General features: G+C 63.3%; 17 protein-coding genes and 1 riboswitch. Of the genes, 15 read left to right on the top strand and 2 right to left on the bottom strand.

Going from position 1 to position 14710, the window contains the following annotated elements; translation table 11 throughout:
- From glyA to ribD, 4 genes are read left to right on the top strand one after another with little or no spacing between them, the layout of a single operon-like run.
- Positions 1-1254, top strand: coding sequence for a serine hydroxymethyltransferase (gene glyA / locus HDE76_RS17340; protein WP_184509384.1), 1254 nt, complete (start codon positions 1-3; stop codon positions 1252-1254).
- Positions 1255-1269: 15 nt separating this feature from the next.
- Positions 1270-1791: a transcriptional regulator NrdR gene (nrdR, locus tag HDE76_RS17345; protein ID WP_179477530.1), complete on the top strand. Its 522-nt coding sequence runs from the start codon at positions 1270-1272 to the stop codon at positions 1789-1791.
- Between the two features lie 29 nt (positions 1792-1820).
- Positions 1821-2147 carry an antibiotic biosynthesis monooxygenase gene (locus tag HDE76_RS17350; RefSeq protein ID WP_184509386.1) on the top strand — a complete coding sequence of 109 codons (327 nt, stop codon included), beginning with the start codon at positions 1821-1823 and terminating at the stop codon, positions 2145-2147.
- Positions 2148-2176: 29 nt separating this feature from the next.
- A complete protein-coding gene (gene ribD / locus HDE76_RS17355) occupies positions 2177-3259 on the top strand; it encodes a bifunctional diaminohydroxyphosphoribosylaminopyrimidine deaminase/5-amino-6-(5-phosphoribosylamino)uracil reductase RibD (RefSeq protein WP_184509536.1) in 1083 nt (360 codons plus the stop codon).
- A 177-nt stretch (positions 3260-3436) separates the two neighbouring features.
- Here ribD and HDE76_RS17360 read toward each other — a convergent pair whose 3' ends face one another.
- A complete protein-coding gene (locus HDE76_RS17360; protein ID WP_184509388.1) occupies positions 3437-4447 on the bottom strand; it encodes an NAD(P)-dependent alcohol dehydrogenase in 1011 nt (336 codons plus the stop codon).
- A 92-nt stretch (positions 4448-4539) separates the two neighbouring features.
- Here HDE76_RS17360 and HDE76_RS17365 point away from each other — a divergent pair, with 92 nt between their 5' ends.
- From HDE76_RS17365 to HDE76_RS17410, 10 genes are all read left to right on the top strand, one after another.
- On the top strand, positions 4540-5454 hold the full coding sequence (locus HDE76_RS17365; protein WP_184509390.1) for a LysR family transcriptional regulator: 915 nt from the start codon (positions 4540-4542) through the stop codon (positions 5452-5454).
- A 101-nt stretch (positions 5455-5555) separates the two neighbouring features.
- Positions 5556-5762: riboswitch (FMN riboswitch) on the top strand.
- A gap of 148 nt (positions 5763-5910) precedes the next feature.
- On the top strand, positions 5911-6552 hold the full coding sequence (locus tag HDE76_RS17370) for a riboflavin synthase (protein ID WP_184509392.1): 642 nt from the start codon (positions 5911-5913) through the stop codon (positions 6550-6552).
- An 86-nt stretch (positions 6553-6638) separates the two neighbouring features.
- Positions 6639-7730, top strand: coding sequence for a bifunctional 3,4-dihydroxy-2-butanone-4-phosphate synthase/GTP cyclohydrolase II (ribBA, locus tag HDE76_RS17375; RefSeq protein ID WP_184509394.1), 1092 nt, complete (start codon positions 6639-6641; stop codon positions 7728-7730).
- A gap of 100 nt (positions 7731-7830) precedes the next feature.
- A complete protein-coding gene (ldcA, locus tag HDE76_RS17380; RefSeq protein ID WP_179477524.1) occupies positions 7831-8754 on the top strand; it encodes a muramoyltetrapeptide carboxypeptidase in 924 nt (307 codons plus the stop codon).
- Between the two features lie 99 nt (positions 8755-8853).
- On the top strand, positions 8854-9315 hold the full coding sequence (gene ribE / locus HDE76_RS17385) for a 6,7-dimethyl-8-ribityllumazine synthase (RefSeq protein ID WP_179477523.1): 462 nt from the start codon (positions 8854-8856) through the stop codon (positions 9313-9315).
- Complete coding sequence (nusB, locus tag HDE76_RS17390) at positions 9315-9761, top strand: transcription antitermination factor NusB (RefSeq protein ID WP_179477522.1); 447 nt, start codon at positions 9315-9317, stop codon at positions 9759-9761. Before ribE ends, nusB begins: the two co-directional genes overlap by 1 nt.
- Positions 9761-10309: a GNAT family N-acetyltransferase gene (locus tag HDE76_RS17395; RefSeq protein ID WP_179477521.1), complete on the top strand. Its 549-nt coding sequence runs from the start codon at positions 9761-9763 to the stop codon at positions 10307-10309. Before nusB ends, HDE76_RS17395 begins: the two co-directional genes overlap by 1 nt.
- A gap of 25 nt (positions 10310-10334) precedes the next feature.
- Entirely contained in the window at positions 10335-11303 is a 969-nt protein-coding gene (thiL, locus tag HDE76_RS17400) for a thiamine-phosphate kinase (RefSeq protein ID WP_179477520.1), read from the top strand.
- Positions 11300-11824, top strand: coding sequence for a phosphatidylglycerophosphatase A (locus HDE76_RS17405; protein WP_179477519.1), 525 nt, complete (start codon positions 11300-11302; stop codon positions 11822-11824). The genes thiL and HDE76_RS17405 overlap by 4 nt, the downstream gene beginning before the upstream one ends.
- 57 nt (positions 11825-11881) lie before the next feature.
- Positions 11882-12751 carry an alpha/beta fold hydrolase gene (locus HDE76_RS17410; RefSeq protein ID WP_184509396.1) on the top strand — a complete coding sequence of 290 codons (870 nt, stop codon included), beginning with the start codon at positions 11882-11884 and terminating at the stop codon, positions 12749-12751.
- 14 nt (positions 12752-12765) lie between these two features.
- Here HDE76_RS17410 and HDE76_RS17415 read toward each other — a convergent pair whose 3' ends face one another.
- Positions 12766-13713, bottom strand: a complete 948-nt coding sequence (locus HDE76_RS17415) for an NAD-dependent epimerase/dehydratase family protein (RefSeq protein WP_184509399.1) — start codon at positions 13711-13713, stop codon at positions 12766-12768.
- 90 nt (positions 13714-13803) lie between these two features.
- Between HDE76_RS17415 and HDE76_RS17420 the strand changes: the two genes are divergently transcribed.
- A complete protein-coding gene (locus tag HDE76_RS17420) occupies positions 13804-14700 on the top strand; it encodes a LysR family transcriptional regulator (RefSeq protein ID WP_179477516.1) in 897 nt (298 codons plus the stop codon).
- The last annotated feature ends 10 nt before the right edge of the window (positions 14701-14710 follow it).

A 14710-nucleotide genomic window follows, 5' to 3' on the forward strand; every position in this document is an offset into this window, starting at 1 on the left:
ATGTTCCCGAAGGACTGCACGATTGCCGGTTATGACGATGAACTGGCCAAGGCCATGGCCGACGAAGGCCAGCGTCAGGAAGATCACGTCGAGCTGATCGCCTCGGAGAACTACGCCAGCCCGCGCGTGATGGAAGCCCAGGGCTCGAAACTGACCAACAAGTACGCCGAAGGCTATCCGGGCAAGCGCTACTACGGCGGTTGCGAGTACGTGGATATCGCCGAGAAGCTGGCGATCGAGCGATTGAAAGAGCTCTTCGGCGCCACCTACGCCAACGTGCAGCCCCATTCGGGTTCGCAGGCCAATCAGGCGGTGTACTTCGCGCTGCTGCAGCCGGGCGACACGATTCTGGGTATGTCGCTGGCCCACGGCGGCCATCTCACCCACGGCGCCAAGGTCAACTTCTCCGGCAAGATTTTCAACGCTGTGCAGTATGGCGTGAACGAGAATGGCCTGATCGACTATGACGAAGTCGAGCGCCTGGCTGTCGAGCACAAGCCGAAGATGGTCGTCGCCGGCTACAGCGCTTACTCGCAGTTGATGGACTGGGCGCGCTTTCGCGCCATCGCCGACAAGGTCGGTGCCTATCTGTTCGTCGACATGGCGCACATTGCCGGCCTCGTCGCCGCGGGCGTCTACCCGAGCCCGCTGCCGCACGCGCACGTGGTCACCTCGACCACGCACAAAACCCTGCGCGGCCCGCGCGGCGGCATCATCGTCGCCAAGGACGCCGGCGAAGAGCTCGAGAAGAAGCTGCAGTCGATCGTGTTCCCCGGCATCCAGGGCGGCCCGCTGATGCACGTCATCGCGGCCAAGGCCGTGGCCTTCAAGGAGGCGCTGGAGCCCGAGTTCAAGACCTACCAGGCGCAGGTAATCAAGAACGCCAAGGCGATGGCCAAGACCTTTATCGAGCGCGGCTACAAGATCGTCTCCGGCGGCACCGAAAACCACCTGATGCTGGTCGACATGATCGGCCGCGACGTTACCGGCAAGGACGCGGAAGAGGCGCTGGGCAAGGCGCACATCACCGTCAACAAGAACGCCGTACCGAACGACCCGCGCAAGCCCTTCGTCACCTCTGGCCTGCGTGTGGGCACACCAGCGATCACCACGCGCGGTTACCTGGAAGCGGACACGATCGAACTGACCAACTGGATCTGCGACGTGCTGGACAAGCCGTCGGACGACGCCGTGATCGTCAGGGTGCGCGAAGCGGTGACGGTTCAGTGCAAGAAGTTTCCGGTCTACGGCTGATCGTATTAGCCGACCATGCATTGCCCCTTCTGCCAGCACGAAGATACCCGCGTGATCGATTCGCGCCTCGCCGAGGACGGCGGTACGGTGCGGCGTAGGCGTGAGTGTCCGCAGTGTGGCGAGCGTTTCAACACGTTCGAAACCGCGGATCTCAAGCTACCGACGATCGTGAAAAGCGGCGAGCGGCGCGAGACCTTCGACGAGCGCAAGCTGCGGGTGAGTTTCGAGCGTGCGCTGCAGAAGCGTCCGGTGACCAGCGATGCGGTGGACGCGGCGGTGCGCGCCATCGTCAACGACCTGCGCCGCAGCGGCGACCGCGAAGTGCCCTCGCGTGAAGTGGGCGAGCTGGTGATGCGCGAGCTGAAGAATCTCGATCAGGTCGCCTACGTGCGCTTCGCCTCGGTCTATCGCAGTTTCGAGGATGTGCACGCGTTTCGCGAAGAAATCGAAAAGCTCGAGCGCGACCTGCCCGGGCTGGAAACGCTGCAGCTGCAGTTGCTCGGCGAAACCGTCGCCAAGCGCAGCAAGAAAGTCTGATCCGCGTCGCGTACCGGCAAGGAGCGAGCATGTTCGTGGCCATCTACCGCTGGCGTCTGCATCCCGACCGGGAGCGGGATTTCATCGCCAACTGGGAACGCATCACCTTGCTGGGACTGGCTGCAGGGTCGGGCGGATCGAGCCTGTTCAAGGATGCGGAAGGCTGCTGGGTCGCCATCGCACGCTGGATCTCGCGCGAGGCACGCGAACATTTTTTCCAGTCGATGGAAGACGACGACGCCGAGCCTGGCATGCGCGAGCGCGCTGCCCAAGCCATCATCGAACGCCTGCCGCCGATGGAGCTGGAAAGCGTGCTGGACTACTGGTCGCCATTCCCTCAGGCCCCCAAGGCGTGACGACCTTCAGCGCCGTCGATCATGGCCATATGGCGCACGCGCTGCGGCTGGCCGAGCGAGGGCTTTATACGACGCAGCCCAATCCACGCGTCGGCTGCGTCATTGCTCATGCAGACCAAGTCGTTGGCGAAGGCTGGCATGAGCGCGCGGGCCAACCGCACGCCGAAGTGTTCGCCTTGCGCGAAGCCGGTGAGCGCGCGCAGGGTGCGACGGCTTACGTCACGCTGGAACCTTGCGCGCATCACGGTAGAACCCCGCCCTGCGCCGAAGCGCTGATCGCCGCTGGCGTGGCGCGCGTGGTGATCGCCGCGGAAGATCCGTTTCCGCAGGTGGCCGGTCGCGGTATCGCCATGCTGCGCGCGGCCGGTATCGCCGTCGACACCGGGCTGATGCGCGACGCCGCCCGCGAACTCAATATCGGATTTTTCAGCCGCATCGAACGCGGCTGGCCGTGGCTGCGGGTCAAGCTGGCGATGAGTCTGGATGGCCGAACGGCGCTGGCCAACGGCGAGTCGAAGTGGATCACCAGCGAAGCCGCGCGCGCCGACGTGCAGCGCTGGCGCGCGCGCAGCTCGGCCATTCTCACCGGCAGCGGCACCGTGCTGGCCGACAATCCGCGTCTCACCGTGCGGCTTTCCGATGAGCAGGCGTTTACGCCGCCGCTGCGCGTGGTGCTGGATCGGCAGCGGCGCACGCCGGCCGGCAGCCATGTGCTCGACGGCAGCGTGCCGACGCTGATGCTTCATGCGGCGACGGTCGATGAAACGGCGGCCGAAAGCGGTGAGTCCGCGGGCCCGTTCGAATGTCTGTTCGTACCGCAGCAGGGCGACGCGCTCGATCTGAACGCTGTACTGGCATTGCTCGCCGAGCGCGGCTGCAACGAGGTGCAGGTCGAAGCCGGCCCGGTGCTTTGCGGCGCACTGTTCGCCGCCGGCCTGGTCGACGAGCTGCTGCTCTATATCGCGCCGCTGTTGCTGGGCGACAGCGCCCGCCCACTGCTGCATTTGCCCTCGCTGGACGATATGGCCCAGCGCTGGAAGCTGCGAATGATCGAGCAGCGTCAGCTGGGCAACGACTGGCGTTTGCGCCTGCGTCCGCTAAAAGCTGCTTGATTCAACGTGGCATCGTTGCCAACCAGGACGACGATGATGGGTAGGGCACATGATCGAGGTTTTACGCCTAGGGATAGGCACGCCTGAGTCGGTACTTAAAAGCTATGCAAAACCCCTGAATATGGCGAATCTGGCCCTATCCACTGCTTTACGTCAATGGGTGCAGCGCCTGGTCCGTCAGCGTGAAAAATCGATGCCGATCTTGCCGAAGTGCTTGCCCTGCACGAGATATGCGAACGCTTCGGCCAGCTGTTCGAAGCCGAACACGTGATCCAGTACCGGTGCCAAATGGGTCGACTCAATGGCTGACACCATGCGTTCGTGTTCTTCCAGTGACGCCACCGAGATTCCCTGAACCTTTACACGTTTCAGGATGATCTTGGTCAGGGATAGTGCGGCCTCGATGCCGCCCATGAAGCCCACCACACCGATGAAACCATGCATGCCGACCGCTTCCAACGATTGCGCAAAGGTGGAGGCGCCCACCGTTTCGATCACGGCATCTACGCCGATACCGCCGGTGGCTTCGCGCACTATCGAGCCCCATTCGGGATGTTCCGCGTAGTTGACGAGGACATCGGCACCGAGCGTCTTCGCGCGAGCCAGTTTGGCATCGCTCGATGAAAGCAAGATCGCGCGTGCCCCGCGCAACTTGGCAAACTGCAGGGCGAACAGCGAGACGCCGCCGGTGCCGAGCAACAACACCGTCTGACCCGTAGTAACGCGTGCCTGTTCCAACGCCGTCCAGGCGGTAAGCGCGGCGATAGGCAGTGTCGCTGCCTGCAGGCTGGATAGATTCGAGGGTGCGCGTGCCAGCGAGTAGGCGTCGTAGCAGGTCAGCTCGCGCATCACCCCCTCCTGAGGGCCGCCGATGTCGGCACCTTCCCACTCCGGTCGCATCGCGCCAGCGATCCAGCGCGACTTGTAGAAAGTAGTAACGCGATCGCCCGGTTTGAAGCGCGTAACGCCGGTACCGACGTCAAGCACCGTACCGGCGCCGTCGGAAACCGGCACGATCGGCAGATGCACGCCGCGGTAGAGCTGGCCATTGACTAGCAAGTGATCGCGATAATTGAGCGAGGCGGCCTCCATCTTCACCAACACTTCCCCCGGGCCAGGACGCGGGGCAGGTAGGTCGATGAGCTGCAGATGGTCCAAGCCGAAAGCGGTAAGTTGTTGGACGCGCATGCTAATGCTCCGTGACATGGGGAATGGAGGCATGGTGGGCCCAGTGTTAACAGGTGATAATCCATCGAAACAACACATCTTTAGTTCACTGTATGAATAAATCGTTCGAGCTGACGCCGACCAGGTTGCGCGAGCTGCGTAGCTTTGCCATCGCGGCAAGGCGACTCAATTTTTCGCAGGCGGCGCGCGAGGTCGCCTGCACGCCCTCCGTGCTGAGCCGGCGCATCGCGTCGCTGGAACAGGGTGTGGGTGGCAAGCTGTTCCTCCGTACGACGCGGCGCATGACGCTGACCCCGCGAGGCGCGCAGTTGCTGGCACATTGCGAGCGGCTGGAAGTGGTGATGACAGAACTGGCCGCAGACCTTCGTCCACGTGGTGGTGAGCCTTCCGGACGACTTTGCCTGCATCTGCCGAGCGCTTTCGGACGTCATTGCATAGCGCCTTTACTGGCAACCTTCATGAAAAGGCACCCGCAAATTCGTGTGGAGGCGGTTTATGACGATGTCTATATTGATCTGGTCGCAGCGAAAATCGACCTTGCCGTGCGTGTTGGCCGGTTGGCGGATACGCAGCTGGTGGCGCGCCGGCTAGGCACGATGCGCCGCTATCTGTGCGCCTCGCCAGCGTACATGGGGACGGCTCCGTCGCTTACCGATCCTGCTGGCTTAAAGACACATCGCTGTATCGCCTTCAGCGGCTTGCGTACCGGCACATTGTGGCAATTCAGTCAGCAGCGCAGACGCAGTTCGGTACGTATCGATCCAGTACTGACCTGCAACGACGCCCAGGCCACACGCGATGCGATAGTGGCAGGTGTCGGAATCGGGATACTAGGCGACTACATGGGCGACTCTCTGGTGGCGAGCGGCCGGCTAGTCGAAGTGTTGCCGCAGTGGCAGCTCGCAAGCTCGCCGATCCAATTGTTGTGGCTTCCAGGCGCTGATAGTGCGCCCGCCTTGCGGCGGCTGATCGATTATCTGGTGGAGACGTTGCGACCGGTTGATTAAGATCGTTCGAGACACAGCGTCCTGCGCCGTGCGCGCTGACGGCCGCGGGCGAATCCAGAGATGGTGTTAAACTTTTCGAACCGGCTTGCCGGCAAACACCATAGCGTCTTCAGGGCGGGGTGAAATTCCCCACCGGCGGTAGGTTGAAGGGCGGCCTTTACTTAAGGCACTCCGACAGCGAGCCCGCGAGCGCCTCGACCAGCTCCGTAAGGAACGACATCGAGGGTCAGCAGATCCGGTCAGACTCCGGAGCCGACGGTTGGCAACTGGCGACAGTTTCCAGAGAGTCCGGATAAAAGAAGACGGTCGAACGTGCAGCTTTGCGGCTGCGCGCCGACCTCGTGCCTTGGGGCGTTTCTTCGCATGCGTTCAACGCGGGAAACGTTTCATGAAACTGATTGCATCATTTCGATCTGTCGTTGATCCCAGCGTCAGCCTCCTGCGGGAGGTGTGCTGATGTTTACCGGCATCATTCAAACCGTAGGCCGCATCGCACGACTCGAGCCGCGCGGCGGCGACGTGCGTTTAGCCATCGATACGGCCGGCCTCGATCTCACCGACGTGCAGCTGGGCGATTCGATCGCCGTCTCCGGCGTGTGCCTTACGGCGGTAACGCTGGAGGCGCGCGGCTTCAGCGCCGACGTGTCGAACGAGACGCTGTCCCTCACCACGCTGGGCAAGCTCAAAGCGGGTGACCCGGTGAATCTGGAAAAGGCCCTGCGCCTGGCCGATCGCCTCGGCGGTCATCTGGTGTCCGGGCATGTCGACGGCCTGGGCAAGGTCGTGTCGGTCACGCCGGACGGCCGTTCGCAGCGCTGGGTTTTCGAGGTGCCGACCACCCTGTCTCGCTATATCGCGGCCAAGGGCTCGGTCTGCATCGATGGCACCAGCCTGACCGTCAACGAAGTGGCGGGGCAGCGCTTCGGCGTCAACCTGATTCCGCACACGGTAGAAAACACCGCCTTCCACGCGCGCCGACCCGGCGACGCGGTGAATATCGAGGTGGACGTGATCGCGCGCTACGTCGAGCGGCTGCTCGCCAGCGGCTCGGCGCCGACGCTCGATGAAGCGTTTCTGAAGCAGCATGGCTTCGCCTGATTTGGCTTTCTTGCCGTCATTCCGGCTTCGGCTGGAATGACGAAGCAAGGATGCTTCCCCGTTCCCCGTTCCCCGGAAATCAACCCATGAGCTTCAACACCATTCCTGAAATTCTCGACGACATCCGCGCCGGCCGCATGGTGGTGATCCTTGACGACGAGGATCGCGAGAACGAGGGCGATCTGATCATGGCCGCCGAAAAAGTTCGCGCCGAGGACATCAACTTCATGGTGCGCGAGGCGCGCGGTCTGGTCTGCCTCACCCTGACCGAGCAGCGCACGCGCCAGCTCGGCCTCAAGCCGATGGTCAGCGACAACACGTCGCAATACCACACCAATTTCACTGTCTCGATCGAGGCAGCCGAAGGCGTGACTACCGGTATTTCCGCGCACGATCGCGCGCGCACCATCCAGGTGGCGGTAAAGGCAGACGCGAAGCCGCAGGATATCCACCAGCCCGGCCATATTTTCCCGCTGACCGCCCAGCCCGGCGGCGTGCTGACTCGCGCCGGCCATACCGAGGCAGGCTGCGACCTGGCCGGCCTCGCCGGGCTGGAGCCATCGGCGGTATTGATCGAGGTCCTGCATGAGGACGGCTCGATGGCGCGTCGTCCCGAGCTGGAAGTCTTTGCGGCCAAACACGGTTTGAAGATCGGCTCGATCGCCGACTTGATCCGCTATCGCATGGAAACGGAAAAGACCGTCGAGCGCGTCTACGAAGAAGACGTGCAGACCGAGTTTGGCCCGTTCCGGCTGATCGCCTATCGCGATGCCATTCGCAAGGGCCTGCACTATGCGCTGGTGCGCGGCACGGTGGATGACGGCGCGCCGGTGCTGTCGCGCGTGCACATGCGCAATACCTTGTCCGACGTGCTGCATCTGCAGCGCGATGATCTGGGGCTTACCGTAACCTCGGCCCTGCGCCGCATTGCCGACGAAGATCGCGGCGTGCTGCTGGTGCTGTCCGGCGAAGACACGCCCGAAGCGTTGCTGGCTCGCCTCAACCGTCAGCCGGCGACGCAGGCGCCGGACGAAGCGCAGCAGCAGGAGTGGCGCCAGCACGGCCTGGGCGCACAGATGCTGGTCGATCTTGGCGTGCATCGCCTGCGCGTGCTCGGCACGCCGCGTAAGCTGGTGGGTCTGGCAGGCTTCGGGCTGGAGGTGGCGGAGTACGTCTAGGCGCCTTGTCATGGCCGGCGCCCGCTGCCGCCACGTTTTCAACACGCTTCGCGGCTTGCCAGACCGCATAATTTCGCCTTTCTCACAACTGATCGCGACCATGACTGAAACTTCTGTCCGCCTGATCGCACCCTCCGGTTATCCGCACGACCGCGCGGCCATGGCGCGCGGCGTGGAGCGCCTGCGTGAAGCGGGTTGCGCGGTGAGCGGGCTGGATGTGCTCGATCGCGTCGAGCTTCGCTATGCCGGCACTGACGCACAGCGCGCAGCCGATATCAACGCGCTCGCCACGATGGAGTCGCTGCCGGATATCGCGCTGGCCGTGCGGGGTGGCTACGGCGCCACGCGCCTGCTGCCGCATCTGGACTACGGCGCCCTGCGAGAGCGGCTCGCCGGCACTAGCACCGTGCTGATCGGCCATAGCGACTTCACCGCGATCCAGATGGCGCTGCATGCACAGTGCGGACTGACGACGTTCGGCGGTCCCATGCTCGGGCCGGATTTCGGCGCCGAGGTCGCCAGCGACTTCACTCTTGAGCATTTCTGGAACACCGTGCGCGCCCCGCAATCCACCGCGACATGGAGCACGAACGATTCCGTCGAACTCGACGTGGAGGGCCCGCTCTGGGGCGGCAACCTGGCCATGCTGTGCAGCCTGATCGGCACGCCGTATTTTCCGGAGATCGACGGCGGGATTCTCTTTGTGGAGGACGTCACCGAGCCGCCGTTCCGGATCGAGCGGCTGCTGTATCAGCTGCACCTTTCCGGCGTGCTCGGTCGCCAGCGCGCGCTATTGCTGGGTGACTTTACTCAGTGCAAGCCCAGTGGTTACGACAACGGGTACAACCTCGACCAGGGCTTCGCGCAGCTGCGCGGCGTGGTCGATATTCCGGTGATCGACGGGCTGCCGTTCGGCCACGAGCCGAAGAAATTCACCCTGCCGTTCGGCGCGCCGGCCCGGCTGCGGACGGCTGGCGGCCGGGCGCAGCTGGATTTCAGCGGCTATCCGCATCTGGCGCGCTAGAGCCCCAATACCAGTCCGGCACCGGCGATCAAGCAGGAGTGCCGGCAAACCCGTAAAATGCGCGGTCAGCCTGGGCTGCGGTCCACAGAGGAATTAGCAATGAAGATCATCGAAGGCGATTTCGCCACCCCGAAGGGCAAGTTCGCCATTGTCGCCGGCCGTTTCAACGGCTTTGTCGTGGAACCCCTGGTGGCCGGCGCGCGCGACGCGCTGGTGCGCCACGGCGTGAAGGACGACGCGATCGAGCTAATTCGCGTGCCGGGCGCCTGGGAAATCGCGCTGGCCGCACACAAGCTGGCCAACTCCGGCAAGTACGCCGCGGTGATCGCACTGGGTGCGGTGATTCGCGGCAGCACGCCGCATTTCGACTATGTCGCCGGCGAGTGCGCCAAAGGTCTGGCCCAGTCCGCGTACAGCTCCGGCGTGCCGGTAGCCTTCGGCGTGCTGACTACCGACAGCATCGAACAGGCGATCGAGCGTTCCGGCACCAAGGCCGGCAACAAGGGTGTCGACGCGGCCATGGCGGCGCTCGAGATGGTCAACCTGTACGGCAAGCTGTGATGGCGCAGGGGCCGCAGGGTCTGGACATGGCCGCGCGCTCGCGCGCCCGCCGCCGTGCGCTGCAGGCGCTGTACGCGTGGCAGCTCAGCGGCAGCCACATGAATGCAGTGATCGACCAGTTCCGCCACGAGCAAGACATGGAAATCGCCGACCTCGAATACTTCGAGGATCTGCTGCACGGCGTCGAAAAAAACGTCGATGCGCTTGATGAAGCGCTCCGCCCGCATATCGACCGCGAGGTCGCGCAGATCGACCCGATCGAACGCGCCGCGCTGCGCCTGGCTACCTACGAACTGAAATTTCGCCCCGACGTGCCGTATCGCGTGGTGATCAACGAGGCGATCGAAGTGACCAAGCGTTTCGGCGCCGATCACGGCCACAGCTACGTCAACGGCGTACTCGACAAGCTGGCCGCCGAGCTACGCGCGGTCGAGAAACGCGGCTGATGTCGGGCGCGGCCAGCGACCTCGCCGTGGCTGTGCCCGTGCTTGAAACCGAGCGCCTGCGCTTGCGTGCGCATCGCGCCGACGATCACGCCGCGTTGTCCGCCACCTGGGCCGATCCGCTGGTCTATCGTTTTCTCAGCGGCCAGCCGACATCGCCGCCGGATGCCTGGATGCGCTTGTTGCGCTACGGCGGGCTCTGGTCGATGCTCGGTTACGGCTATTGGGCCGTCGAAGAAAAGGCGAGCGGCCGGCTGATCGGCGACATCGGCTACGCCGACTTTCGGCGCGGCATGACGCCTTCGCTCGACGGTATGCCCGAGCTCGGCTGGGTACTGGCGTCGCACGCGCATGGTAAAGGCTACGCCAGCGAGGCGCTTGCCGCCGTGCAGGCCTGGGGCGACAGCCATTTCGGCACGCACCGCTCGTGCTGCATCATCGATCCGGACAACGTCGCATCGACCCGGCTGGCCGGCAAAGCCGGTTTCCGCTTCTGGATGGAAGGTCAGGTTCACGGCTCTACCGTGCACGTCTTTACGCGCGACGTGTAAACGCGCGCCAGCCGGGATCGAGGATATGGAATTCAGCCTGATCGAACGCATCCGCTCGCTTACCGAACAGTCGCGCGACGACGTCAGGTTAGGCATCGGCGACGACGCTGCCGTGCTCGCCGTGCCGGCCGGGCAGGAGCTGGCCGTGGCGATCGACACGCTGGTGGAAGGCGTGCATTTTCCCCGCGGCACATCGGCGGTCGACATCGGCTGGAAGGCGCTGGCGGTCAACCTCTCCGATCTCGCGGCCATGGGCGCCACGCCGGCGTGGGCTCTTCTGGCGCTGACGCTGCCCGAGCCGGATCAAGCCTTCGTCAAAGGGCTTGCCGAAGGCTTTGCGCAGCTGGCCAAGCCGCACCGGCTGGCGCTGGTCGGCGGCGACACCACGCGCGGTCCGCTGAGTATCAGCGTCGCGGTACACGGTTTTGTTGCGCCGGGAAAAGCGCTGATGCGTTCCTGCGCCAAGGTGGGTGACGCGGTGCTGGTGACCGGCACGTTGGGCGATGCGGCGGCGGGCCTGCATGCGCTGGCTCATCCTTTTGCGGTTGAGGAGCAGCGCAGCGACGCGCGCGATCTGCTTGTCGCCCGACTCAATCGACCGACGCCACAGCTGGCGGCCGGCTCGGCGCTGCGCGATCTGGCGCACGCGTGTATCGATATTTCCGATGGCCTGATCGCCGACCTCGGGCATATCTGCACAGCCAGTGGTGTCGGTGCGGAAATCGATGCGTCGCTGCTGCCGCTCTCGCCGTCGCTGATGGCGATTTACGACGACGCCAGCGCGCAGCAGTTCGCGCTCACTGGCGGTGACGACTACGAGCTGTGCTTTACCGTGCCGATGAATCGACTCGCCGATGTGCAGTCAGACCTTTCCCGGCTAGGCTGCGGCGTCACGCGCATCGGCCGCATCGTCGAAGGCCAAGGCGTCAACGTGCGTGGCGTCGACGGCCATTGGCTGGAAACAGGGCAGGCCGGCTGGGATCATTTCGCATGAGCGCCAAGAGAACTCTCAGCGCCGAACAGCGCCGCGCACTGCTTGTCACGCCCGCAGGCTGGCTGGCCTGCGGCTTCGGTTCGGGGCTTACGCCGGTGGCGCAGGGCACCTTCGGCTCACTCGCCGCGCTGCTGCCGTGGCTGCTGCTGCGCCAGCTGTCGCTACCGCTTTATGTCCTGATTTTGCTGGTCGGTTTTGCCATCGGCGTCTGGGCTTGCGGTATCGCCGGTCGCGCCCTCGGCGTGGACGATCACCGCAGCCTGGTCTGGGACGAATTCATCGGCCAGTGGATCGCGCTGATCCCGCTGCTGCTGCCGGAGTTGCTGCCGACGCGTTTCTCGACGTGGTGGTGGCTGCTCGCCGGCTTCGTGCTGTTTCGCCTGTTCGACGTGTGGAAACCCTGGCCGATCCGCTGGCTGGATCGTCACCTCAAGGGCGGCATGGGTGTGATGGTGGACGATGTGGTGGCGGGGATTTTCGCGGCGATAATTTTGGCCGCGGGGCTACTTATTCTTCGGTAGTCGGCTAGATCTCGTTCAACGCCCAACTTATTGGGGTCGGTAATGGCAAGGCGTCGAATGTTCAGGAAATTGGCGCTCGGACTTTTCCTGCTTGCGTGCTTGGCATTCGCGGGTCTCTGGGTCGCAGGAAGCGTACTGATTCATCCGGCGCGCGAAATCGTTGGCGCGCCGCCATCAGAGTTTCCGGCGAGCACGGTCGTTTTCAAAAGTTCGTCCGATGCGCTGATTCACGGCTGGTTTCTTCGTGGGAACGGCAGGGGTGCGATACTTTTGCTGCATGGGGTGCGAGCCAATCGTCTTGCGATGCTGAACCGTGCTAGGTTCCTACATGCGTCCGGGTACTCGGTGCTGTTGATCGACTTTCAAGCCTCGGGCGAGAGCACCGGAGATGCCATCACTTTTGGCCATCTTGAATCCAGAGACGCGGCGGCCGCGGTGGATCAGCTTAAAAAGCTGGCGCCGGGCGAGAAGATTGGAGTGCTCGGAACCTCGATGGGAGGTGCGGCAACTCTGCTTGCCGATCCGCCTCTGAAAGTCGATGCGATCATTTTGGAGCAGGTCTATCCAACTCTTTCTCAAGCCATCGAAGATCGACTGCAAATCCATATGGGTATTTTTGGGTCGTGGTTCGGTCCGCTATTGATGAGTACGGTCAAGCCCCACCTTGGTTTTTCACTCGATGAAATGAGGCCTATCGACAAGATAGGGAAAATCCATGCGCCCAAACTATTGATTGTCGGAGATGCCGATCGAGACACGAAAATTGGCGAGTCGCTGGCCATGTTTGATGCAGCCTCTGCACCGAAGGAGCTCTGGATCGTTCATGGCGCAAGACATGTCGACTTTTACCGCTACAGCGGAAACACCTATCAAATCCGAGTTCTGGGTTTCTTCGATAAATGGTTGCGCGGATCTTCTTTGCACTGAATTGATTTATCGACTCAAAGGCAGCCCATGCCTTGCAAGGTGTCGCTAACAGCGCGATCAAGATCGGTATGCGGTTCTGCACCGAGAAACGCGATCAACTTGCGATTGTCGAGTTGCAGCGGCTGACGCCATAGATAACGCATTTCGCGCACTTCGCGAAACATCGTGACGAAGGGCGATGCCAGCGTGACGAGCCACCACGGGAAGGATCGCAGAGGTAGCCTTGGATCGGCTGCCGCCTTTCGGATCGCGGACATCAAGGCATGGCCATCGACCCAGTGGCCGCCGAAATGAAATCGCTCGAAGGCGGCCAATTCGCTCTCGCGCTCAAGCAGCAAGGCGACGGTCTTGCCGACGTCCGGCAGGTAAGCCCAGGCATGCGGCAAGTCGCGCGGTCCGGGGTAGTTGACCGAGCGCAGCTTTTTACCCGGTTTCAGAATCGCGCTAAACCAGTTGTTGCCGGCGCGCGGACCGAAGAAATCGCCGCAGCGAAGTATCAGCACGCGCACACCGTTGGTTACCGCCGCTTCGAGGCGCTTTTCCATCTGTACGCGGATCGCGCCTTTGCGCGTGAGCGGCTGTTGCGGCGAGCTTTCGCGCAATAGCGGCAGCGCATCCGGTCCGAAGTTGTAGACCGTACCCGGCAGCACGATACGCGCGTTGTTTTCCTTGGCGGCGACGATGGCGTTGTCGAGCATCGGCAGCACCAGCGTGTCCCATTGTCGGTAGCCGGGCGGGTTGACGGCATGCACGATCACGCCAGTGCCGCGCGCGGCTTTCGCCACATCAGGGGCGTTCATGGCATCGCCCTCATGCCATTCGATGCCGGCCGCGAGATGGCTTCGCGTGGCATCGCGAACCAGTCCACGAACCGTCCATCCTCGCTGCAAAAGTGCATTGGCGATTTCGCTGCCGGAGCCACCGGTAGCGCCCAGTACCAAAGCGATGCGTTCTGCTTTCATGATCGTCTCCCGTGGAATGTGGGATCAGAATGAGCGCTGTGGGTCTAAATGAAAATTGCCTAAAAGCGAACATCTGCTATACATAAGTGCATGGCTGCAAAAGAACCGAGTTGGGAGCTGTATCGTTCGTTTCTCGCGGTGATCCGCGAAGGCAGCCTGTCGGCGGCGGCGCGCAGCCTGGGCATGACCCAGCCGAGCCTGGGGCGACACATCCGGCAGCTGGAGTCCGATCTGGACGTCGTGTTGTTTACGCGTTCGCCGCAAGGCCTTGTCCCTACCGACCTCGGCGATGAGCTGGCGACACATGCGCAGGCGATGTACGCGACGTCGGCGGCTTTGCGTCGGGCCGCCTCCGGCAGCAATAGCGAAGTGCGCGGCGTGGTGCGCGTGACCTGCAGTGAAGTGATCGGCGCCGAGGTGTTGCCGCCGATACTGACCGACTTGCGGCAACGGCATCCGGGCATTGTGATCGAGCTGTCGCTGTCGAACCGCAGCGAGGATCTGCTGCGCAAGGATGCGGATATTGCGGTGCGCATGGTCCGTCCGGTGCAGAGAGCGCTGGTGGCGCGTCACGTCGGTGCGATTCCGCTTGGGCTCTACGCGCATCGCCGCTATTTGAAAGCCAACGGCAAGCCGTTGATCTGGGCCGATTTACATCGACACGCGATGATCGGCTATGACCACGAAACGCCGGCGCTGCGCGCCGTTCGCGACAAGCTGCCGTTGGGTCGCGAGGATTTTTCGTTGCGCACCGATAGCGATCTGGCCCAGCTGGCCGCGATTCGCGCCGGATACGGCATCGGCGGCTGCCAGTGTGCGCTGGCCGAACGCGACAAGAACCTGGTGCGCGTGCTGCCGCAGGCGTTCGCGCCCAGCCTGGATACCTGGCTGGTGATGCACGAAGATCTGAAGGCCAGCCGCCGTACGCGTGTCGTGTTCGACCATCTCGCGGCGGCGCTGGTGGGCTATATCGATGGCGCGGCGTAGCGCAACGGCA

Source organism: Rhodanobacter sp. ANJX3 (assembly GCF_014200755.1).
Lineage (GTDB): Bacteria > Pseudomonadota > Gammaproteobacteria > Xanthomonadales > Rhodanobacteraceae > Rhodanobacter.